Annotated in this window: 20 protein-coding genes; 8 read left to right on the forward strand and 12 right to left on the reverse strand. The window is 59.8% G+C overall.

Translation table 11 applies throughout. The features are described 5' to 3' along the window. Positions 1–129: 129 nt before the first annotated feature. A complete protein-coding gene (gene cfaB / locus AF70_RS24710; protein WP_028940087.1) occupies positions 130–1,314 on the forward strand; it encodes a C17 cyclopropane fatty acid synthase CfaB in 1,185 nt (394 codons plus the stop codon). On the opposite strand, the gene cls is transcribed toward cfaB, so the two are convergent. Beyond that, entirely contained in the window at positions 1,311–2,750 is a 1,440-nt protein-coding gene (gene cls, locus AF70_RS24715; RefSeq protein WP_028940088.1) for a cardiolipin synthase, read from the reverse strand. The genes cfaB and cls overlap by 4 nt on opposite strands. 132 nt (positions 2,751–2,882) lie before the next feature. On the opposite strand from cls, the gene AF70_RS24720 reads away from it, so the two are divergent. Next, on the forward strand, positions 2,883–3,404 hold the full coding sequence (locus tag AF70_RS24720; RefSeq protein WP_018927350.1) for a DUF3617 domain-containing protein: 522 nt from the start codon (positions 2,883–2,885) through the stop codon (positions 3,402–3,404). A 78-nt stretch (positions 3,405–3,482) separates the two neighbouring features. Here the strand turns inward: AF70_RS24720 and AF70_RS24725 are convergent, their stop codons facing one another. Genes AF70_RS24725 through folE2 form a run of 7 tightly spaced genes read right to left on the reverse strand, consistent with a single transcriptional unit; the run spans position 3,483 to position 9,622 of the window. Continuing rightward, complete coding sequence (locus AF70_RS24725) at positions 3,483–4,376, reverse strand: His/Gly/Thr/Pro-type tRNA ligase C-terminal domain-containing protein (protein ID WP_028940089.1); 894 nt, start codon at positions 4,374–4,376, stop codon at positions 3,483–3,485. Positions 4,377–4,410: 34 nt separating this feature from the next. Continuing rightward, positions 4,411–5,748 carry a dihydroorotase gene (locus AF70_RS24730; RefSeq protein WP_028940090.1) on the reverse strand — a complete coding sequence of 446 codons (1,338 nt, stop codon included), beginning with the start codon at positions 5,746–5,748 and terminating at the stop codon, positions 4,411–4,413. 2 nt (positions 5,749–5,750) lie between these two features. Continuing rightward, complete coding sequence (locus tag AF70_RS24735; protein WP_019580363.1) at positions 5,751–6,311, reverse strand: DapH/DapD/GlmU-related protein; 561 nt, start codon at positions 6,309–6,311, stop codon at positions 5,751–5,753. After that, positions 6,308–7,183 carry a metal ABC transporter substrate-binding protein gene (locus tag AF70_RS24740; RefSeq protein ID WP_028940091.1) on the reverse strand — a complete coding sequence of 292 codons (876 nt, stop codon included), beginning with the start codon at positions 7,181–7,183 and terminating at the stop codon, positions 6,308–6,310. The genes AF70_RS24735 and AF70_RS24740 overlap by 4 nt, the downstream gene beginning before the upstream one ends. 11 nt (positions 7,184–7,194) lie before the next feature. Further along, entirely contained in the window at positions 7,195–8,061 is an 867-nt protein-coding gene (locus AF70_RS24745) for a metal ABC transporter permease (RefSeq protein WP_028940092.1), read from the reverse strand. Then, positions 8,061–8,729 carry a metal ABC transporter ATP-binding protein gene (locus AF70_RS24750; RefSeq protein ID WP_028940093.1) on the reverse strand — a complete coding sequence of 223 codons (669 nt, stop codon included), beginning with the start codon at positions 8,727–8,729 and terminating at the stop codon, positions 8,061–8,063. The genes AF70_RS24745 and AF70_RS24750 overlap by 1 nt, the downstream gene beginning before the upstream one ends. Continuing rightward, positions 8,726–9,622, reverse strand: a complete 897-nt coding sequence (folE2, locus tag AF70_RS24755; protein WP_019580367.1) for a GTP cyclohydrolase FolE2 — start codon at positions 9,620–9,622, stop codon at positions 8,726–8,728. The genes AF70_RS24750 and folE2 overlap by 4 nt, the downstream gene beginning before the upstream one ends. Positions 9,623–9,708: 86 nt before the next feature. On the opposite strand from folE2, the gene AF70_RS24760 reads away from it, so the two are divergent. Continuing rightward, complete coding sequence (locus AF70_RS24760) at positions 9,709–10,917, forward strand: N-acetylmuramoyl-L-alanine amidase (RefSeq protein ID WP_028940094.1); 1,209 nt, start codon at positions 9,709–9,711, stop codon at positions 10,915–10,917. On the opposite strand, the gene AF70_RS24765 is transcribed toward AF70_RS24760, so the two are convergent. Further along, positions 10,914–11,291, reverse strand: coding sequence for a hypothetical protein (locus AF70_RS24765; protein WP_028940095.1), 378 nt, complete (start codon positions 11,289–11,291; stop codon positions 10,914–10,916). The genes AF70_RS24760 and AF70_RS24765 overlap by 4 nt on opposite strands. Before the next feature lie 143 nt (positions 11,292–11,434). Here AF70_RS24765 and zigA point away from each other — a divergent pair, with 143 nt between their 5' ends. Both zigA and AF70_RS24775 read left to right on the forward strand, forming a co-directional pair. Continuing rightward, positions 11,435–12,643, forward strand: coding sequence for a zinc metallochaperone GTPase ZigA (gene zigA / locus AF70_RS24770; protein WP_028940096.1), 1,209 nt, complete (start codon positions 11,435–11,437; stop codon positions 12,641–12,643). After that, on the forward strand, positions 12,643–13,293 hold the full coding sequence (locus tag AF70_RS24775; protein ID WP_028940097.1) for a DUF1826 domain-containing protein: 651 nt from the start codon (positions 12,643–12,645) through the stop codon (positions 13,291–13,293). Before zigA ends, AF70_RS24775 begins: the two co-directional genes overlap by 1 nt. Before the next feature lie 4 nt (positions 13,294–13,297). Here AF70_RS24775 and AF70_RS24780 read toward each other — a convergent pair whose 3' ends face one another. Continuing rightward, entirely contained in the window at positions 13,298–13,654 is a 357-nt protein-coding gene (locus AF70_RS24780) for a hypothetical protein (RefSeq protein WP_028940098.1), read from the reverse strand. 27 nt (positions 13,655–13,681) lie between these two features. On the opposite strand from AF70_RS24780, the gene AF70_RS24785 reads away from it, so the two are divergent. Then, a complete protein-coding gene (locus AF70_RS24785; protein WP_028940099.1) occupies positions 13,682–14,647 on the forward strand; it encodes a GTP-binding protein in 966 nt (321 codons plus the stop codon). A 42-nt stretch (positions 14,648–14,689) separates the two neighbouring features. Here the strand turns inward: AF70_RS24785 and AF70_RS24790 are convergent, their stop codons facing one another. Further along, entirely contained in the window at positions 14,690–15,103 is a 414-nt protein-coding gene (locus AF70_RS24790) for a DUF3301 domain-containing protein (RefSeq protein ID WP_019580374.1), read from the reverse strand. Positions 15,104–15,223: 120 nt separating this feature from the next. On the opposite strand from AF70_RS24790, the gene pdxY reads away from it, so the two are divergent. Beyond that, positions 15,224–16,096, forward strand: a complete 873-nt coding sequence (gene pdxY, locus AF70_RS24795; RefSeq protein ID WP_028940100.1) for a pyridoxal kinase PdxY — start codon at positions 15,224–15,226, stop codon at positions 16,094–16,096. Between the two features lie 109 nt (positions 16,097–16,205). On the opposite strand, the gene AF70_RS24800 is transcribed toward pdxY, so the two are convergent. After that, positions 16,206–16,688 (reverse strand): acyl-CoA thioesterase, encoded by a 483-nt coding sequence (locus tag AF70_RS24800; protein ID WP_007934430.1) that lies wholly within the window; start codon positions 16,686–16,688, stop codon positions 16,206–16,208. A gap of 205 nt (positions 16,689–16,893) precedes the next feature. Between AF70_RS24800 and AF70_RS24805 the strand changes: the two genes are divergently transcribed. Continuing rightward, positions 16,894–18,657, forward strand: a complete 1,764-nt coding sequence (locus AF70_RS24805; protein ID WP_028940101.1) for a cation:proton antiporter — start codon at positions 16,894–16,896, stop codon at positions 18,655–18,657. Positions 18,658–18,673 lie beyond the last annotated feature (16 nt).

Here is an 18,673-nt window from a genome sequence, read left to right on the forward strand (position 1 = left end):
CGCCGGTTGGCTGGGCTTTACCGTTGGTGGCAACACCGGGAATAGAAAAAGGCTATTAATTCGATAGCCTGCTATTTTTCAAGGATGGTCTACCCTCAGATTTGACGTCTGAAACAAGGGGGACTTTTCATGCTCGCGCAACTTCCACCGGCCTTACAGAATCTGCAGTTACCGCTTCGCTTGCGACTCTGGGACGGCCATGAGTTCAACCTGGGGCCGACGCCCAGCGTCACCATTGTGGTCAAGGACCCGCACATGGTTACCCAGTTCACCCATCCGAGCCTCGACGCGCTGGGGGCGGCGTTCGTCGAAGGCAAACTGGAGCTGGAAGGCTCCATCAGCGACGTGATTCGTGTCTGCGATGAATGGAGTCAGGCGCTGATCAACGAAGACGACGATGCGCAACCGGTGCGCCTGGTTCACGACAAGGAAACCGACGCCAAAGCCATCTCCTACCACTACGACCTTTCCAACGAGTTCTATCAGCTGTGGCTCGACAGCGACATGGCGTATTCCTGCGCCTACTTCGAGACCGGCAGTGAAACCCTTGAGCAGGCTCAACAAGCCAAGTTTCGCCACCTGTGCCGCAAGTTGCGCTTGCAGCCAGGGGAGTATCTGCTGGATGTCGGTTGCGGCTGGGGCGGGTTGGCGCGGTATGCCGCGCGGGAGTTCGGCGCGAAGGTGTTCGGGATCACGCTCAGTCAAGCGCAATTGGATTTGGCTCGTGAGCGGGTGAAAGCCGAAGGCCTGGAAGACCAGATCGAACTGCAGCTGCTCGACTACCGCGATCTGCCTCAGGACGGGCGTTTCGACAAGGTGGTCAGCGTCGGCATGTTCGAACACGTCGGCCACGCCAATTTGGCCGAATACTGCAAAACCTTGTTCGGCGCGGTGAAAGAGGGCGGTCTGGTGATGAACCACGGGATTACCGCCAAACACACCGACGGTCGTCCGGTCGGGCGCGGCGCTGGTGAGTTCATCGAGAAGTATGTGTTTCCCAACGGCGAGCTGCCGCACCTGTCGATGATCTCCGCCGAGATCAGCGAAGCGGGGCTGGAGATTGTCGACGTCGAGAGCCTGCGCCTGCATTACGCGCGGACCCTGGACCACTGGAGCGAACGCCTGGAAGACAATCTGGAAGCCGCCGCCAAACTGGTGCCGGAGCAGGCGCTACGCATCTGGCGGTTGTACCTGGCGGGGTGCGCCTATGCCTTCGCCAGAGGCTGGATCAACCTGCATCAAATCCTCGCGGTGAAAACCCATCCCGATGGCAGCCATGAACTGCCATGGACCCGCGACGACATCTACAGCTAGAGAATCGGTGAAATCAGCCGGGCGATCCGCATGCCGACCTGTTGCAGGCGGTGGGTCTCCCGGCTTTCTTCTTTGGCGATTTCGTGAGCCTGGGCGAAGTCGTTGTTGAGCATCTGCTCCACTTCGGCGGCAAACCCGCTGTCGACCGTCAGCAGCATCACTTCGAAATTCAGCCGGAACGAACGGTTGTCCATGTTGGCACTGCCGATGGCGCTGATCTCGTCGTCGATCAGCACCACTTTCTGATGCAGGAAGCCGGGCTGATAACGGAACACGCGCACCCCGGCGCGTACGGCTTCGAAGGCATAAAGGCTGGAAGCGGCGTAGACGATCCGGTGATCCGGCCGCGACGGCAACAGGATCCGTACATCCACACCGCGCAGCACCGCCAGTCGCAACGCGGCGAACACTGCTTCGTCGGGGATGAAGTAAGGGCTGGTGATCCACACGCGTTCCGTCGCCGCATGGATGGCTTCGACGAAGAATAGCGAACAGGTTTCGTAGGAATCCGCCGGGCCGCTGGCCAGTAATTGGCAGAGCACGCCGTCACCTGGATAAACGTCTGGCAGGATCAGCGGGGGCAGCGAGCGGGCTGCCCAGAACCAGTCTTCGGCGAAGGACTCCTGCATGCAGGCCACCACCGGCCCGCGAACTTGCACGTGGGTATCGCGCCAGGGCGCCAGGGGTGGTTTTTCGCCCATGTACTCGTCGCCGACATTGAGCCCGCCGACAAAGCCGACAAGCCCGTCGACGACTACGATCTTGCGGTGGTTGCGGAAATTCACCTGAAAGCGGTTGAGCCAGCCGCTGCGGGTGGCGAAGGCTTTGACCTCGATACCGGCATCTCGCAACGGTTGCACATACTCGTGGGGCAGGGAGTGGCTGCCGATGCGGTCGTAGAGCAAGTAAATCGCCACGCCCTCGGCGGCTTTCTTCGTCAGCAGGGTGTGCAGGCGTTGGCCGAGGCGGTCATCGTGGATAATGAAAAACTGGATAAGCACCGCTTTACGGGCGTTGCTGATGGCGTCGAAAATTGCATCGAACGTGGCTTGGCCGTCGATCAACAAGCGCACATCGTTGTTTGCCAGGCATGGCATGCGCCCCAGCTTCGGCATGGCCCGCAAAGACGCGTAAGCGCTGGAGGCACGCGCAGCCAGTGCCTCTTCTACCCAGGGGCGCCAGTTCAGTTCGGAGATGGCCTTGCGCATTTCCTCGTTGGCTTGCCGTCGGGCCTTGATGTAACCATCGAAGGTGCTGCGGCCGAAGACCAGATACGGGATCAGCGTGAGGTAGGGAATGAACAGCAGTGACAGGGCCCAGGCGATCGAGCCCTGAGCGGTCCGAACGGTCAACACGGCATGGATGGCGGCGATCGAGCCCAGTGTGTGCAACAGTGCGATCAGATAACCGAATACATGCGGTCCGAAATAATCCATGGGGCAGTCTTGCTCCTTGAAGATTCAATGCTTAACAGACCATGTTCCGGGCAGAATGTCGCTATTTAATTGGCCCATGAACCGAAGCCCGTGGCCGACGTCTAACGGCCACTAATGATCAGGAGTTACTCGATGAACGTTCGTCTGCTGGGTTTGGCCATGGCATTTGGTTTGGCACTTCCTGTGGCCGCTCAGGCACAGATGCTGCAACCGGGCTTGTGGGAATTGACCTCAAGCAACATGAAGGTCGATGACCAGAACATGCCCGATCTGCAATTGATCCTCGGCCAGCTACAAAACCAGATGACCCCCCAACAGCGGGCGATGCTGGAGAAACAAGGCATCACCATGGGCGGTAAAGGGATTCGGGCGTGCCTGACACCTGAGCAGGTGAAGAGCGACAACATTCCGCTGACGGACCCGCAATCGGGCTGCAAGCAGGAAATTACCGAGCGTAGCGGTAACCAGTGGAAATTTCGTTTCAGCTGTCCGAAAGCCCAGGGCAGCGGAGTGGCCACTTTTATGAGTGATCGTGAGTTCACCACCAAGGTCAACGGCACCTTCAACGCCACCGGCATTCAGCAGAAGGGTAGCCTCGATACCCGCGCTGTGTGGTTGGGTCAGGATTGCGGCACAGTGAAGCCAAGGGCCTAAAAGCTTTGCGGGTAGGCTCGTTCCCACCAGGTCATTTGTGATCCCTGTGGGAGCGGGCTTGCCCGCGAAGGCGTCCGCTCAGGCACCACCAGTCTTGGGCGGGTTCAACAAATCACACACCGCCTCAATCCCTTTCTCCCCGAAATCCTCCCCGCTGCCACTGCGCATGCTGACAAACCCACCGTCCTTTTCCTTCTCTCCGACTACCAACAGGTATGGCACTTTCTGGCTGTGCTGGCGAATCTTGCGGCTGATTTTCTCGTGACGCAGATCCGAGTTGGCGCGCAGCCCGTGCCGGCGCAGCGCTTCGGTCACCGAGTGCGCATAATCGCTCTGACGCTCATCGATATTCACAACCACGACCTGGGGTGGCGCTCGCCAGGTGTCCAGTTCCTGTTGGCTGGGCCAACAGGTGCCATAGATTCGTTGCTGCAACGTGCCGCTGATGTGGTCCAGTGCAAAGGCCTGCAACACCTTGGTGGTGGGAACATGCGGGCCTGCCGCGAAACCCTCGAAGTCCCCCAGACGATACAGCGATAGCCTTTCGGTTGGCGTTTGCTCCTGCCGGCGGATCGAATGGTTGGTCGCCGCCAATTCGCGCATACGCGCTTCGATCACTGGCAGAGCGGCCAGGGTTAACGATCGCTGGAAAGCAAACTCATAAAAGAAGCCGTCACCCAACGCCGATCCGGCCCGCAACTGCGTATTCGGATGCAGCTGTTTTACGGCCATGGCCAGCATCAGCGCACAGGAACGCCGAAGGATCTCCAGACCGTCGGGCTCCTGGGACGTGACGATGCTGACCCGCGCATCGCACTCGATCAGAAATCCGCAGTCCACCAGCACGCCGTCCACCCGACCCGCGAGCGCTGCATTAGCCAGGCCGAGGCTGATACTCGCGGCAACCTCAAACACGGACAGCGGTTGGTCATACTCACGCAATGAACCATCAGGCAGGGTGATGTGGATCATGATCGGTGTTCTCGAATGTTTTCGATAACGTGCGTCAGCGCATAAACCGTAGCGGTAAGCCCTGACAGTTGTCATTAAGACGTTTGTCGTGCCACGCAATTTGTCCCGACACGATCGTGGTGCTGACGCTGTGGTGAAAGCGATGCCGGGCGAATGGCGTCCAGCCACATTGCGAAAGGATCGGTTGCCGGGAAACGGCCACGCCATCGGGCTCGTGTTTGATCAACACCAGGTCAGCCCAATACCCTTCGCGCAGATAGCCGCGGTCGGGGATGGCAAACAGATCGGCGACCCGGTGACTGGTTTTGGCCACAAGGGTGGTGATCGGCAGGATCTCATCAGCCACCAGTTCCAACAGTGCGGGCAGGGCGTGTTGCACCAACGGCAAACCGGACGGCGCCTGGCTGTAGGGGCGCTGTTTTTCGGCCCAGGTGTGAGGCGCGTGATCGCTGCCGATCACGTCCAGCCGATTACTCAACAGCGCTTTGCGCAAGGCATCGCGGTCGGCCTGGGTCTTGATCGCCGGGTTGCACTTGATCAGGTTGCCGAGGCTCGGGTAGTCGCGGTCGTCGAATAGCAAGTGATGCAGGCAAACCTCGGCAGTGATGCGTTTCTGTGCCAGCGGCTTGTCTTCGAACAGTGCCAGCTCACGGGCGGTGGTCAGGTGCAAAACGTGCAGACGGGTGCCGTGACGTCTGGCTAGATCGACGGCCATTGAGGAAGATCGAAAGCACGCTTCGGCATTGCGGATAAGCGGGTGAGCGGCGGGCGGAAGGTGCTCGCCGAACAGCTCTCGCAGGTTCGCCGCGTTGGCTTCAATGCTGGGCGTGTGTTCGCAGTGGGCCAATAAAAGGGTCGGCACCTCGGCGAATAACCGCTCAAGAATTCTCGGATCGTCCACCAGCATATTGCCCGTGGAGGCGCCCATGAACACTTTGACCCCGGCCACTTCGCAAGGATTGAGTGCGGCGACGGTATCGAGATTGTCGTTGCTCACGCCGAAATGAAAACCGTAATTGGCCACTGAGTGAGTTGCCGCTCGACGTTTCTTGTCTGCCAGCGCGGCGAGGGTCAGGGTGGCCGGCGAGGTGTTGGGCATGTCCATGAAGCTGGTGATGCCGCCGGCCACCGCAGCTCGAGATTCAGTATGGAAGCTGCCCTTGTCCGGTGCTCCTGGATCACGGAAATGCACCTGGTCATCGATCATGCCTGGCAGCAGCCATTGGCCGTTTGCGTCGATTTCCACGGCGGCTTTTTCGCCTTCGATGCTGCTGGCGATCTTGACGATGCGACCGTGGCTTACCAGCAGATCACCGTCGAATTCCCGGCCTTCGTTCACCAGCCGGGCGTTGCGGATCAGCACGCTGCTCATGGTCAGAACTCGTTCTGCAGGGCTTTGTAGCCGCGCACCAAATCGACGTTGGTGCGCGCTACGTCTTCGGAAAACTCCGAGGCGCTGACGCTGACGGGTGGGAACTGCGACAGGTCGGTGTTGGGGCCGATGCGTGTGGTGGAGGGCACGTAGAAGGCGTCAGGCAAGTCACGACCATCAACTACCGAGTTGTGCCGCACCACGCAACCGTCGCCCACCGCGCAGTTGAACAGCACGCTGTTGAAACCGATGAACACGCGATTGCCGACACTGCAGGGGCCATGGACGATGGAGCGGTGGGCGATGGAGCTGAACTCGCCGATGGTCACCGCCGCGCCGGACTTGGAGTGGATCACCACGCCGTCCTGGATGTTCGAATTGGCGCCGATGGTGATTGCTTCCATCTCGCCCGAGTCGTCCACTTCATCGGCGCGAATCACTGCGTAGGGGCCGACGAAGACGTTCTCGCCGATCACCACTTTGCCGCAGATGATTGCGGTTTTATCCACGTACGCCGACTCCGCAATCAATGGCAGATCACCTGAAGGATTCTTGCGGATCATGGCTTGCTCAATGCCTCGTACAAAGTGTTGAGGTTGTATTCGAACAGCCCGGTGAAGGTGTTGGCCGGGCCAGTTGCAGCGAGGGCATCGGAGTACAACGTGCCACCGATATGCGCGCCGCTTTCATCAGCGATTTGCTTGAGCAGGCGCGTGTCCTTGATGTTTTCCATGAACACCGCTTTGACCTTGGCCTGACGGATCTGTGTGATCAGCGCAGCGACTTCGGCGGCCGAAGGTTCGCGTTCGGTGGACAGACCTTGCGGCGCCATGAAGTTGATGCCGTAAGCCTGACCGAGATAGCCGAAGGCATCATGGGAGGTGACGATTTTGCGATTACCCGGCGGCAGCGAACCGAGCTTGGTTTTAGCCTCGGCGAGCAAGGCGTAGATCTTTTTCAGATAGGCCTGGCTGTTGTGTTCGTAGTCGGCTTTGTTTGCAGGGTCGGCGGCGATCAGCGCTTTGGTGATGTTGCTGATGTACAACTCGGTGTTCGCCAGGTTGTGCCAGGCGTGCGGGTCGGGAATGATTTCGCCGTCTTCATCCAGCGAGCGCGGAATGACGCCGTGGCTGGCGTTGATGACCGGGGCTTTGGTTTCGGTGCTGGTCACCAGGCGGTCCAGCCATGGCTCGAAACCCAGCCCGTTCTTGATGATCAGTCTGGTGTTGAGCAATGCCTTTGCATCGTCCGGCGTCGGTTCGTAGGTGTGGGCATCGGCGTCCGGACCGACCATGTTGGTGATCTGAATATGGTCGCCGCCGACCTGATGGGTCATGTCGGCGAGGATGCTGAAGCTGGTGATCACCTGGAGTTTTTCCGCGGCAGACAGCGACATCGACAGCATCAGACTGAATAGCACGAGTAAAGCGCGCATCGGGTTACACCTCATGGGGATGTGAGCAAAGGCGGGCGGCGCAGCAAACCGTGTACCGGACCGAACACCACGGACAGCAGATACCAACCGCCAGCCACCAGCACGATTGCCGGGCCGCTGGGCAGCGAGTAGTAGAACGACAGCAACAATCCGAGCCAGACCGAGAGGCTGCCGAGCAACGCGGCGATGATGATCAGCACCGGCAAACGACGACTCCAGAAGCGAGAAGCGGCGGCCGGCAGCATCATCAAACCGACCACCATCAGCGCGCCGATAGCCTGGAAACCGATCACCAGGTTCAGCACCACCAACGTCAGAAATACCCCGTGAGCCAGCGGCCCGAGGCGGCTGACGGTTTGCAGAAAGAGCGGGTCGAGGGTGTCCAGCAACAGTGGTTTGTAGATCAGGGCCATGGCGATCAGGCTGAAGCCCGAGACCCAGAGCATGCCGGTCAAGGTCGGGCCATCGACCGCCAGCGCCGAACCGAATAACAGGTGCAACAGGTCCAGCCGCTTGCCGGCGATACCGAGGATCAGCACGCCGCTGGCCAGCGATATCGGGTAAATCGCGGCCAGGCTCGCGTCCTCCCGCAAGCCGGTGCGACGGGTGATCCAGGCGGCCAGTCCGGCCATGCTCAGGCCGGCACCGAGACCGCCGAGGGTCAGTGCGGGCAGGCTCAACCCGGCGAACCAGAAACCCAGTGCAGCGCCGGGCAAGATGCCGTGAGCCACTGCATCGCCGATCAGACTCATGCGCCGCAGAATCAGAAACACCCCAAGCGGCGCCGTACTACAGGCCAGAACAAGGCCACCCAGCAGTGCTCGACGCATGAATACGAATTCGTGAAACGGTTGCCAAAGGTGAGCAGCAGCGATCATCAAGCCACCTGCGTCTGAGGTTGTTGGCGAATCAGCTCGGTACTGGGACCGAGGACGCAGCCGCTGCTTTTGATCAGTAGCGCTTGTGGAATCTGTTGGCGCACGGCGGCCAAGTCATGACACACCACGACCAGGGTTCGGCCGTCTGCATGCCAGGCGTGGAGGTGTTTCCAGAGCAGCGCCTGGCCGAGTTCGTCGAGTGCGGCGTGGGGTTCGTCGAGCAGCAGTAAGGGCGCTTCGGCGAGGCTCAATCGGGCGAGTAGGGCACGCTGCAATTCGCCTCCGGAGAGGGCCATCAACGGGCGATGCTTCAGACTGGTCAGGCACCAGTCTTCCAATGCAGCCTTGAGTCGCTGGCTGCGAATTTCCGGAGTTTGCTTGTTGCCCCAAAAACCGGCGGCCACCAACTCTTGCAGGCTGATGGGGAATTGTCGGTCCAGGTGTTGTTGCTGAGGCAGGAACGAAAGGCCACCCTTGCGTGGAACATCAATGACGACGTTGCCGGCCAGTGGCTTTTGCAGGCCGGCGATGACTTTCAGCAGGCTGCTTTTGCCCGACCCGTTGGCGCCGATGACGGCGGTCAGACTCCCCTTGGGCAGTTCGAAATCAACTGCTGGAGTGAGCGGCTGACCGGGTGCGCCCCAGCGCAAGGCTTGGCATCGGATCATGCGGCCTCCCAGTTCCAGCGGCTTTCGGCGACGGCATCGTGGGCATGAAGACTTTCGGCGTGGACGACTCGCACTTTGAAGGCGTTGATGCCCGGGGAGCGTCTCAATGCCAGGTTCAGGCGTCGCGCGGCGTCTTCGCAGAACATCAGGTTCTGACCGTTGGCGAGGGCGAAAGCTTGTTCGTCGGCGCGTTTCACGGCGGTTTGCACAGCGGTGCCGAGAGCGGCTTCCGCGTCGTTGATCGCGGCGATCAGTGGCAGGTCATCCAGATAGTCATCCAGACGCAGCTGCAATTGCGCATTACTGCGTTGGCTATGCGGCGTCGCGACGATGCCTTTCGTGGAACCGAGCCAAGCCAGAACGTCTGCGTGTTGCAATGGTTGATTGGCGAAGTCATCAACGAATTGCTGCTGAATCAACTGCCTCGAGAGGGCTGCTGAGCATGGACAGGTTGAGGAATATGGAACGTCGATTTTTAGTTCCACGTGGAACATCGCGTTTTTCAGACTCGCTTCGATGCTCACCGGATAGGTTTTCCAGCCGGCCAACGGACTGACGAGCGCGGGTCTTTTGAGCAGAAGTTCGGTGTGAATTTTTAGGTAAGCGTTGTGGGAAAGTCCTTCATGAGTCTCGAGAAAACTCAGCAAGACTCGCCGCAACAACGCGGGTGAAAGGTTTTCCTGCTCAAGCATTTCCAGCGCCAGGTACAGCCGCGACATATGGATGCCACGCGCCTCTCCATCGTCGAGGCTAACGCCAGCGTCGGCTTTTGCACTCAGTCGCTGGCCATCGAATAAAACAGGAAGAGCAATGCCGCACATGCCCACCCAATCGAGTGGCAGGGCTTGGCGTGAGGCCTGCGCGGCGATATCCGGCAGAGTCAGCGCATTCATGAGCAGGTCCATCGTGGGAGTTGATTTGGTATGTTATATTATAACAATCAAATCGACGATGCCTTTTTCGTGAACGAGTTTTCATCATGCACAGACGTCACTTGCTCAACCTGATTCTGGCCAGCGCAGCCTTTGCGTTACCTTTTGGTGTGTCGGCCACGCAAATTCGCAATGCACGACTGTGGCGTTCGGACGACGAGCTGCGACTGGTGTTCGATCTGAGCGGGCCGGTGCAGTACAAAACCTTTTCCCTGAGTGCTCCGGAGCGGCTGATCATCGATCTGAGTGGCGCCAACTTCAGTGGCGACTTCAGTCAGCTGGCGCTCGACAACTCGGTGATTCGCGCGATCCGTTCCGGGCATTTCGGTCAGGGCGACACGCGGATCGTCCTCGACCTCAGCGGTCCGGTGCAGCTCAACAGCTTCCTGTTGCCGCCACAGGATGGGCAGGGGCACCGATTGGTGCTCGATATGAAGGCCATTGCTCCGCTACAGATCGCGGCGGCGCCGTCGGACAAACGTGAGCCCATCATCGACAAGGCTCATCCCAAGCGCGACATCATTGTGGTGGTCGACCCTGGTCACGGCGGCAAAGACCCGGGCGCGGTCGGCGCCAAAGGTGAGCGGGAGAAAGACGTGGTGCTATCGATCGCCCAGCTGTTGGCCAAGAGGCTGAAGCGTGAAAAGGGCTTCGACGTGAAACTGGTGCGTAACGACGACTTCTTCGTCCCGCTGCGCAAGCGCGTGGAGATCGCCCGCAAGCACAAGGCCGACATGTTCATTTCGGTCCATGCGGACGCAGCACCGCGTCTCACGGCTTCAGGTGCGTCGGTGTACTGCCTGTCCGAAGGTGGTGCGACCTCGGCCACCGCACGTTTCATGGCGCAACGGGAGAACGGCGCGGACCTGTTGGGCGCCACCAGCTTGCTCAATCTCAAGGACAAGGATCCGATGCTCGCCGGGGTGATTCTCGACATGTCGATGAACGCCACCATCGCCGCCAGTTTGCAGTTGGGCAACACGGTGCTCGGCAGTCTGGCGGGCATTACCACGCTGCATCAGAAGCGTGTGGAACAGGCGGGTTTCGCCGTGTTGAAGTCGCCGGATGTGCCATCGATTCTGGTGGAAACCGGCTTCATCTCGAACGCCCGCGACAGCCAGCGACTGGTGACGGCGCGGCATCAGCAGGCCGTGGCGGATGGTTTATTCGAAGGCTTGCAGCGTTACTTCCAGAAGAATCCCCCAATGAACAGCTATATTGCCTGGCAGCAGGAGCAGAAAAAGGCACAGGCCTAGCAACCTGTCATCCGGCTACAGGTGAACTTCGCGCTGCTGCCTCCGGAACTGGAGAACCGATTGATGGTTGTCCAGCCAACCCGACGGTTGTAGCCGACCCAGGCTTCGCCATCGGATGCGAGGCCGGTAAAGAACGTCAGTTGCCCGTAGCGGCTGTTGGTTTGCGCCCAATGGCGTTTGCCGGCCACTTCGAAGCCGCGCAAGTAGATCGTGCTACCCACGGTATTAACGCTGTAGGCATTGCCGTCGGCATCCACGCAAGCCAGCAGGTTGGCGCTACGGGTGCATTTGGCCAGGCTGGGGACTTGTCCCCAGGCATTGACCGCGATCAGCAACGAAAGGCTCAGTAACGAGAATCTCAGGGCGTTTCCCATGGCATTTCTCAAGGGGCGGACGGGCTAAAGCATCGTGCCCTTTGTCGTTGTGGGCAAGAGGGGGAGTGGTTTGTTTGTGTTGTTATACTATAACATAAATTAAGCCCGACATTGCGACCGGGCATCCCTGTGAGGAATACCTGATGCCCAATCGTCTTCCCGTGACTGTCCTGTCGGGCTTTCTCGGCGCCGGAAAAAGTACACTGCTTAATTACGTACTACGTAATCGCGATAATTTGCGGGTCGCGGTGATCGTCAACGACATGAGCGAGATCAATATCGATGGCAGCGAAGTTCAACGCGATGTCAGCCTGAACCGTGCCGAAGAAAAACTCGTGGAAATGAGCAACGGCTGCATTTGCTGCACCTTGCGCGAAGACCTGCTCGAAGAAGTCAGCAAACTCGCCAGGGACGGTCGTTTCGATTATCTGCTGATCGAGTCCACCGGCATTTCCGAGCCGCTGCCCGTGGCGGAAACCTTCACCTTTCGCGATGAAGAAGGGCAGAGCCTGGCCGACATTGCGCGGCTCGACACCATGGTCACCGTGGTCGACGGCATGAACTTCTTGCTCGACTACCAAGCCGCCGAAAGCCTCGCTTCCCGTGGTGAAACCCTGGGCGAGGAGGACGAGCGCTCGATCACTGACCTGTTGATCGAGCAGATCGAATTCGCCGACGTGATCCTGATCAGCAAGATCGATTTGATCAGCAGCCGCGAACGCCAGGAGCTGATCGCGATCCTCGAACGGCTCAATGCCGAGGCCGAAATCATTCCGATGGTCATGGGCGAGGTGCCACTCAAGAAGATCCTCAACACTGGGCGTTTCGACTTCGAGAAGGCCGCTCAGGCACCAGGATGGTTACAGGAATTGCGCGGTGAACACGTGCCGGAAACCGAGGAGTACGGCATTGCCTCCACGGCTTATCGGGCGCGGCGACCGTTTCATCCGCAGCGCTTTTTCAGCTTCATCGATCGCCCGTGGGTGAACGGCAAACTGCTGCGTTCCAAGGGTTTTTTCTGGCTGGCCAGCAAACACATGGATGCCGGCAGCTGGTCCCAGGCCGGCGGCTTGATGCGTCACGGGTTTGCCGGGCGCTGGTGGCGTTTCGTGCCGAAAAACCAGTGGCCGCAAGACGAAGAAAGCACCGCCGGGATCATGGAGAACTGGACGGCCGCCACCGGCGATTGCCGGCAGGAACTGGTGTTTATCGGCCAGAACATCGACTTTGCACAACTCACCACCGAACTTGATAACTGCCTGCTGACTGATGATGAAATGGCCCTGGGCGTCGAGGGTTGGCGGTTGTTGCCCGATCCGTTCGGTCCCTGGCACGAAGAGGCGGCTGCCTGATGCTGGCGCCCAGTCTGAAGCTGCGACCGGTCATTGCTCAGGTTCAAGGTGAAACGCCAAAGGTGCTGACCGGGATTCTGGACGACGGTGTGAACCTCGCCCTTTGGCAGCGCCAACTGCCGGCGCACATTGCCGATTTCGGTCGCTTGCTGTTGTCCCTGAACCAGCCGCTGGCCGAGTCGCTTTCCCTTGAAATGGCCAGTGATGACGCCGAACCCAATCTCCACGGTTTAGCCACAGGCTTCAGCGATCTTGAAGGCTACGAAGGCTTTATCGCCGACGTTTCCTGGCTGGTCAGCGCGTTCGCCTGCCTGTTGGGCGCCCAACGCGTCGGCCTGCGCCTGCGGGTTCTGGACAAAGCCATGTGCCCGCGTTTCCACGTCGATCATGTGCCGGTGCGGTTGATCACTACCTACGCAGGGACCGGCAGCCAATGGCTGAAAGAAGGGGCGATGGATCGCCGCCGATTAGGCGAGCCTGACGCCGAACCCCAGGATGATTCGCTGATCCAGCGTATCGCCAGCGGCGAAGTGGCGCTGCTTAAAGGAGAGAAGTGGCACGGCAACGAAGGTTTCGGTCTGGTTCACCGTTCGCCGCAGCCGGCACCGGGCGAGCGTCGTTTGATCCTGACCCTCGACTGGCTGGGCTGACGGCTCAAGGTTTGAGCCAGGTTCCCTGGCTCTGGGCTTCGCAAAACGGCTTCAGATACGCCGCATCGGTGGCCACGCCGTAATAGTGAATATCCTGCCGGTAAGGCATATTGGCGACTTGAGCGTTGCTGCATACCCCGAACGCGCCGGCGGGGCATTGGTCGACGTACTGCACCTCGACTTTCTGCCCGGCCAGATTCGGCTGGCAGAAGCCGTCGGCGAACAGTTTTTCCGGGATGTTGCGGTTCTGCTGGCAGACCTTCACGTCCAGCCGCGCTGCCGTACTATGTACCACGCAGGCCTGGGCCAGCGCTTCACCCGACGTGAGTGCCAGAAGCAACGACCATCCCATCAACCGCATCCTTTACCTCCTCAGAAAACTTCGACCATGTTGCAGAACATTCCCACCCACGTCATTGCCGGCCCGCTGGGTGCCGGCAAGACCAGCCTGATCAAGCACCTGCTGGCGCAGCGGCCGGCCGGTGAGCGCTGGGCGGTGCTGATCAACGAATTCGGCCAGATCGGCCTGGATGCTGCGCTGCTGACCCAGGACGCCGATGGTATCGCACTGGGGGAAGTGGCCGGGGGGTGTTTGTGTTGCGTCAATGGTGCGCCATTTCAGATCGGCCTCGGACGGTTGCTGCGCAAGGCACGACCGGATCGACTGTTTATCGAACCCTCCGGACTGGGGCATCCGGCTCAGTTGCTCAGGCAATTGAGTGAGGCGCCGTGGCAAGGCGTCCTGGCGGTGCAGCCTTGCGTGCTGGTACTGGACGCCCGGGCACTCGCGGCCGGAAAACCGCTGCCAGCGGCGCAACAGCAAGCCTTGGACAGTGCCGGGTTGCTGTTGCTGAACAAGGCGGAAAGCCTCGACGACAGTGATCGCCAGCGAGTTGTCGCACAGTTGCCGTCGCGTCCTTTGTACTGGACGCAGCAAGCTGTCTTGCCGCTGAGCGAGTTACCGGGCCTCAAGGCTCAGGCTGTCGCGGGTGTGGATAACTTCATCGTGCCCAAGGGGCTGGCGCAGATGCCGGCCATCTGGACTGACCCCGCCCAGCCGATTTGCTTGAGTCAGGCGCAAGAGGGTGGCTGGAGCGTCGGCTGGCGCTGGCATCCGAGTCAGACGTTCGATGCAGTGCTTGTTGGAAAGTGGCTTGAGAGCCTTGAATGGCTGCGGGCGAAGCTGGTTATCCACAGTGTCGAGGGCTGGGTGTCGGCCAACGCACTGGATAACTCGCTACTGGATTGGCAGCCCAGCGAATGGCAACGGGATTCGCGCATCGAGTTGATTTTCAGTGAAGTGCAGGATGTTGAGTCACTGCAAAGAGATCTGGCCGATTGCCGGTCGGGGTGAAGATCAAAAGACCGCAGCTCCTATGGTGCGATCTTTTAATCTTCAGGGACGCCACTTGGTGTGTTCTTGCCGCCACTGGCTCAATTCAATCACCTCGGCGCTGGGTTTTGCGACTTCGACCACCGGTGGTGTGTCGTCGAATGGCATTGGGTAGGGCGCGAGCTCGATCTGTGCGCTATGGGCGCCGAACTGAGTGATGGTGCCGTTGTGGCGGGTTTCACCGGTCACGGTGAATTCGAAGTTATACACACGGGCCAGGCGCCGACGGCCGTTGGCGTCTTTAATGAAAGCGATCTTTTTCAAAGCTACGTTGCCGTCCAGCAACTCGATCCGCAACTTGGCGCAATGCTGCTGAACCCGCTCCAGAGCGCGTTCACGCAATCCGTGGTTGTGCCACAGCCATGCGCCACCGGTGGCGAGCAGCATGAACACGAAGATATTTCCGAGGGTCAGCATCAACAGGGTGCTCCAACAAGATAGTGCCAGCTTAACTGCGTCTCTGGTCTGTCGTACAGGCTGCGTTTAGTCGCATACTGCGCGGCTCGAATTTCAATCGGTTTATGGAAAACTCACCGCATGAAACGTACGCCCCATCTGCTCGCCATCCAGTCCCATGTGGTGTTCGGCCACGCTGGCAACAGCGCCGCGGTTTTCCCGATGCAGCGGGTCGGGGTGAACGTCTGGCCACTCAATACCGTGCAGTTCTCCAACCACACGCAATATGGCCAGTGGGCCGGGGAAGTGCTGGCCCCGCATCAGATTCCGGAATTGGTGGAGGGGATCGCGGCGATTGGCGAACTGGGCAACTGCGATGCCGTGTTGTCCGGCTACCTCGGCAGCGCTGCCCAGGGCCGGGCGATTCTGGCGGGGGTGGAGCGAATCAAATCGATTAATCCCAAAGCCTTATACCTTTGCGACCCGGTGATGGGCCATCCGGAGAAAGGCTGCAGCGTTCCAGCCGAAGTCAGCGATTTCCTGCTGGAAGAGGCAGCGGCAATAGCCGACTTCATGTGCCCGAATCAGTTGGAGCTGAACAGCTTCTCGGGGCGCAAGGCGCAGTCACTGTTCGATTGCCTGGCCATGGCGCGGGCGCTGCTGGCGCGCGGCCCGAAGGCGGTGTTGGTCAAGCATCTGGACTATCCCGGCAAACTGGCGGATGGCTTCGAGATGTTGCTGGTGACCGCTGAAGGCAGCTGGCACTTGCGTCGGCCGCTGCTGGCGTTTCCGCGTCAGCCGGTGGGCGTTGGCGATCTGACTTCCGGGCTGTTCCTGGCGCGCGTGCTGCTGGGTGACAGTCTGCTGAGCGCCTTTGAGTTCACCGCGGCGGCGGTGCATGAAGTGTTGCTGGAAACCCAGGCTTGCGCCAGCTATGAGCTGGAACTGGTGCGAGCGCAGGACCGGATCGCCCATCCGCGGGTGCGGTTCGAGGCGATGGCGATCAGCCTTTAAAAGCTTCGCGGGCAAGCCTCGCTCCTACACAGGGATGGCGCATTACCCATAGGAGCGAGCGGTGCGGCGATCCGACTTGCCCGCGAAAGCGATCTAAAGACTGAACACGTCAGGCGTCGCCCTTGATTTCCTGATAGCGCTTTTCCAGTTCCTGACGAATCTGCCGACGCTGCTGGGCTTGCATGTATCGACGCTTGTCTTCGCTGTTCTGCGGTTGCAGTGGCGGGACGGAGGCCGGTTTACGCTGGTCATCCACCGCGACCATGGTGAAGAAGCAGCTGTTGGTGTGGCGCACCGAGCGCTCGCGAATGTTCTCGGTCACGACCTTGATGCCCACTTCCATCGAGGTATTACCGGTGTAGTTGACCGAGGCCAGAAAGGTCACCAGCTCACCGACATGAATCGGCTCGCGGAAGATCACCTGATCCACTGACAAGGTCACTACGTAACGGCCGGCATACCGGCTGGCGCAAGCGTAGGCCACTTCATCGAGGTATTTGAGCAGGGTGCCGCCGTGGACATTGCCTGAGAAGTTGGCCATGTCGGGGGTCATCAATACCGTCATCGACAGCTGGGCGTTTCCGGGTTCCATAACGTACTCACGGGTTCAAGGCAGGGGTTGGGGGTTACACCTCTGTGGGTGCTTGTCGGTGTTTTTCAAACCAACAGTTATCGGGACGCCGGGCGGGGAGGCGCCGTCACGCCCGAAGCGATCTGTTTCCATATATTGCACCGTCTTTGCGCCGGAAGTCGTGGTGTTACCCTTCAAAAGCCCACCCCCGAAGGAGCCACACACCATGCATGCCATCAGTTTCATTCAGGATCTGGCAGTGATCATGTTGATTGCGGGTGTGGTGACCGTGCTCTTTCATCGTCTCAAACAACCGGTGGTGCTCGGCTACATCGTCGCCGGTTTCATTATCGGCCCGCACACGCCGCCCTTCGGCCTGATCCACGACGAAGAAACCATCAAGACCCTCGCCGAGCTCGGGGTGATTTTCCTGATGTTCTGCCTGGGGCTGGAGTTCAGCCTGCGCAAGCTGTTCAAGGTCGGCGCCACGGCGTTTATCGCGGCCTTCCTGGAAATCGTCCTGATGATCTGGATCGGCTACGAAATCGGCCGCTGGTTCGACTGGAATACCATGGACTCGCTGTTCCTCGGCGCGATCCTGGCGATTTCCTCGACCACCATCATCGTCAAGGCGCTCAATGACCTGAAGATGAAGAACGAGCGTTTTGCGCAGTTGATCTTTGGCGTACTGATCGTCGAGGACATCCTCGGTATCGGCATCATCGCCTTGCTGTCGAGCATCGCCGTCAGCGGTACGGTCAGTTCCGGCGAAGTATTTTCCACCGTCGGCAAGCTTTCCCTGTTCATGATTGTCGCACTGGTCATCGGCATTCTGCTGGTGCCGCGACTACTGGCCTATGTGGCGAAATTCGAAAGCAATGAGATGTTGCTGATTACCGTGCTGGGCCTGTGTTTCGGCTTCTGCTTGCTGGTGGTCAAGCTTGAATACAGCATGGTTCTCGGCGCGTTCCTGATCGGTGCGATCATGGCCGAATCTCGCCAGCTGCTGAAAATCGAGCAGTTGATCGAGCCGGTTCGCGACCTGTTCAGTGCGATCTTCTTCGTCGCCATCGGCCTGATGCTCGACCCGATGATCCTGCTGCAATACGCCTGGCCGATTGTGGTGATCACTGTGGCGGTAGTGCTGGGCAAGATGCTGTCCTGCGGCCTCGGCGCGTTTATCGCCGGCAATGACGGACGCACCTCACTGCGCGTGGGGATGGGGCTTTCACAGATTGGCGAATTCTCTTTCATCATCGCCGCGCTGGGCATGACGCTGCAGGTCACCAGCAGCTTTCTCTATCCGGTGGCTGTGGCCGTCTCGGTGATCACCACGCTGTTGACGCCCTATCTGATCCGCGCGGCCGATCCGCTGTCGATCAAGCTTGCTGCCGTGATGCCGCAGCGTCTGGCTCGTGTGCTGGGGATGTATGGCGAATGGCTGCGCAGCATCCAGCCTCAGGGCGAGGGCGCGCTGTTGGCGTCGATGATTCGGCGGATTCTGTTGCAGGTGGGGGTCAATCTGGCGCTGGTGGTTGCGATCTTTTTATCGGGCGCCTTCTTCGCCGAGCGCATGTCCGTTTACCTGCAAGACTGGATCAGCGACCCGAGCTGGCAAAAAGCGTTGATCTGGGGCGGGGCGTTGCTGTTGTCGCTGCCGTTCCTGATCGCCGCCTATCGCAAGCTCAAGGCGCTGTCGATGCTGCTGGCAGAAATGGGGGTGAAGCCGGAGATGGCCGGCCGTCACACGCAGCGAGTGCGTCGGGTGATCGCCGAAGTGATCCCGATCCTCTCGCTGCTGGTGATTTTCCTGCTGCTGGCAGCCTTGTCAGCCAGTATTCTGCCGACCAACAAGTTGCTGGTGCTGATTGTCGTGGTCGCGGCCGCGGTGGCGGCGCTGCTCTGGCGCTGGTTCATCCGCGTGCATACGCGGATGCAGGTGGCCTTGCTGGAAACCCTGGACAACCACAAGGATTCGTCAAGCCACTGACAAGTCGTGCAGGGGT

Source organism: Pseudomonas sp. KD5, from assembly GCF_012932895.1.
In the GTDB taxonomy this organism is placed as follows: domain Bacteria; phylum Pseudomonadota; class Gammaproteobacteria; order Pseudomonadales; family Pseudomonadaceae; genus Aquipseudomonas.

What these genes read in the sequence shown, in the direction of transcription:
- cfaB (WP_028940087.1), top strand. Translation starts at nt 130, where the DNA reads ATGCTCGCGCAACTTCCACCGGCCTTACAGAATCTGCAGTTACCGCTT.
- cls (WP_028940088.1), bottom strand. Translation starts at nt 2,750, where the DNA reads ATGGATTATTTCGGACCGCATGTATTCGGTTATCTGATCGCACTGTTG.
- AF70_RS24720 (WP_018927350.1), top strand. Translation starts at nt 2,883, where the DNA reads ATGAACGTTCGTCTGCTGGGTTTGGCCATGGCATTTGGTTTGGCACTT.
- AF70_RS24725 (WP_028940089.1), bottom strand. Translation starts at nt 4,376, where the DNA reads ATGATCCACATCACCCTGCCTGATGGTTCATTGCGTGAGTATGACCAA.
- AF70_RS24730 (WP_028940090.1), bottom strand. Translation starts at nt 5,748, where the DNA reads ATGAGCAGCGTGCTGATCCGCAACGCCCGGCTGGTGAACGAAGGCCGG.
- AF70_RS24735 (WP_019580363.1), bottom strand. Translation starts at nt 6,311, where the DNA reads ATGATCCGCAAGAATCCTTCAGGTGATCTGCCATTGATTGCGGAGTCG.
- AF70_RS24740 (WP_028940091.1), bottom strand. Translation starts at nt 7,183, where the DNA reads ATGCGCGCTTTACTCGTGCTATTCAGTCTGATGCTGTCGATGTCGCTG.
- AF70_RS24745 (WP_028940092.1), bottom strand. Translation starts at nt 8,061, where the DNA reads ATGATCGCTGCTGCTCACCTTTGGCAACCGTTTCACGAATTCGTATTC.
- AF70_RS24750 (WP_028940093.1), bottom strand. Translation starts at nt 8,729, where the DNA reads ATGATCCGATGCCAAGCCTTGCGCTGGGGCGCACCCGGTCAGCCGCTC.
- folE2 (WP_019580367.1), bottom strand. Translation starts at nt 9,622, where the DNA reads ATGAATGCGCTGACTCTGCCGGATATCGCCGCGCAGGCCTCACGCCAA.
- AF70_RS24760 (WP_028940094.1), top strand. Translation starts at nt 9,709, where the DNA reads ATGCACAGACGTCACTTGCTCAACCTGATTCTGGCCAGCGCAGCCTTT.
- AF70_RS24765 (WP_028940095.1), bottom strand. Translation starts at nt 11,291, where the DNA reads ATGGGAAACGCCCTGAGATTCTCGTTACTGAGCCTTTCGTTGCTGATC.
- zigA (WP_028940096.1), top strand. Translation starts at nt 11,435, where the DNA reads ATGCCCAATCGTCTTCCCGTGACTGTCCTGTCGGGCTTTCTCGGCGCC.
- AF70_RS24775 (WP_028940097.1), top strand. Translation starts at nt 12,643, where the DNA reads ATGCTGGCGCCCAGTCTGAAGCTGCGACCGGTCATTGCTCAGGTTCAA.
- AF70_RS24780 (WP_028940098.1), bottom strand. Translation starts at nt 13,654, where the DNA reads ATGCGGTTGATGGGATGGTCGTTGCTTCTGGCACTCACGTCGGGTGAA.
- AF70_RS24785 (WP_028940099.1), top strand. Translation starts at nt 13,682, where the DNA reads ATGTTGCAGAACATTCCCACCCACGTCATTGCCGGCCCGCTGGGTGCC.
- AF70_RS24790 (WP_019580374.1), bottom strand. Translation starts at nt 15,103, where the DNA reads ATGCTGACCCTCGGAAATATCTTCGTGTTCATGCTGCTCGCCACCGGT.
- pdxY (WP_028940100.1), top strand. Translation starts at nt 15,224, where the DNA reads ATGAAACGTACGCCCCATCTGCTCGCCATCCAGTCCCATGTGGTGTTC.
- AF70_RS24800 (WP_007934430.1), bottom strand. Translation starts at nt 16,688, where the DNA reads ATGGAACCCGGAAACGCCCAGCTGTCGATGACGGTATTGATGACCCCC.
- AF70_RS24805 (WP_028940101.1), top strand. Translation starts at nt 16,894, where the DNA reads ATGCATGCCATCAGTTTCATTCAGGATCTGGCAGTGATCATGTTGATT.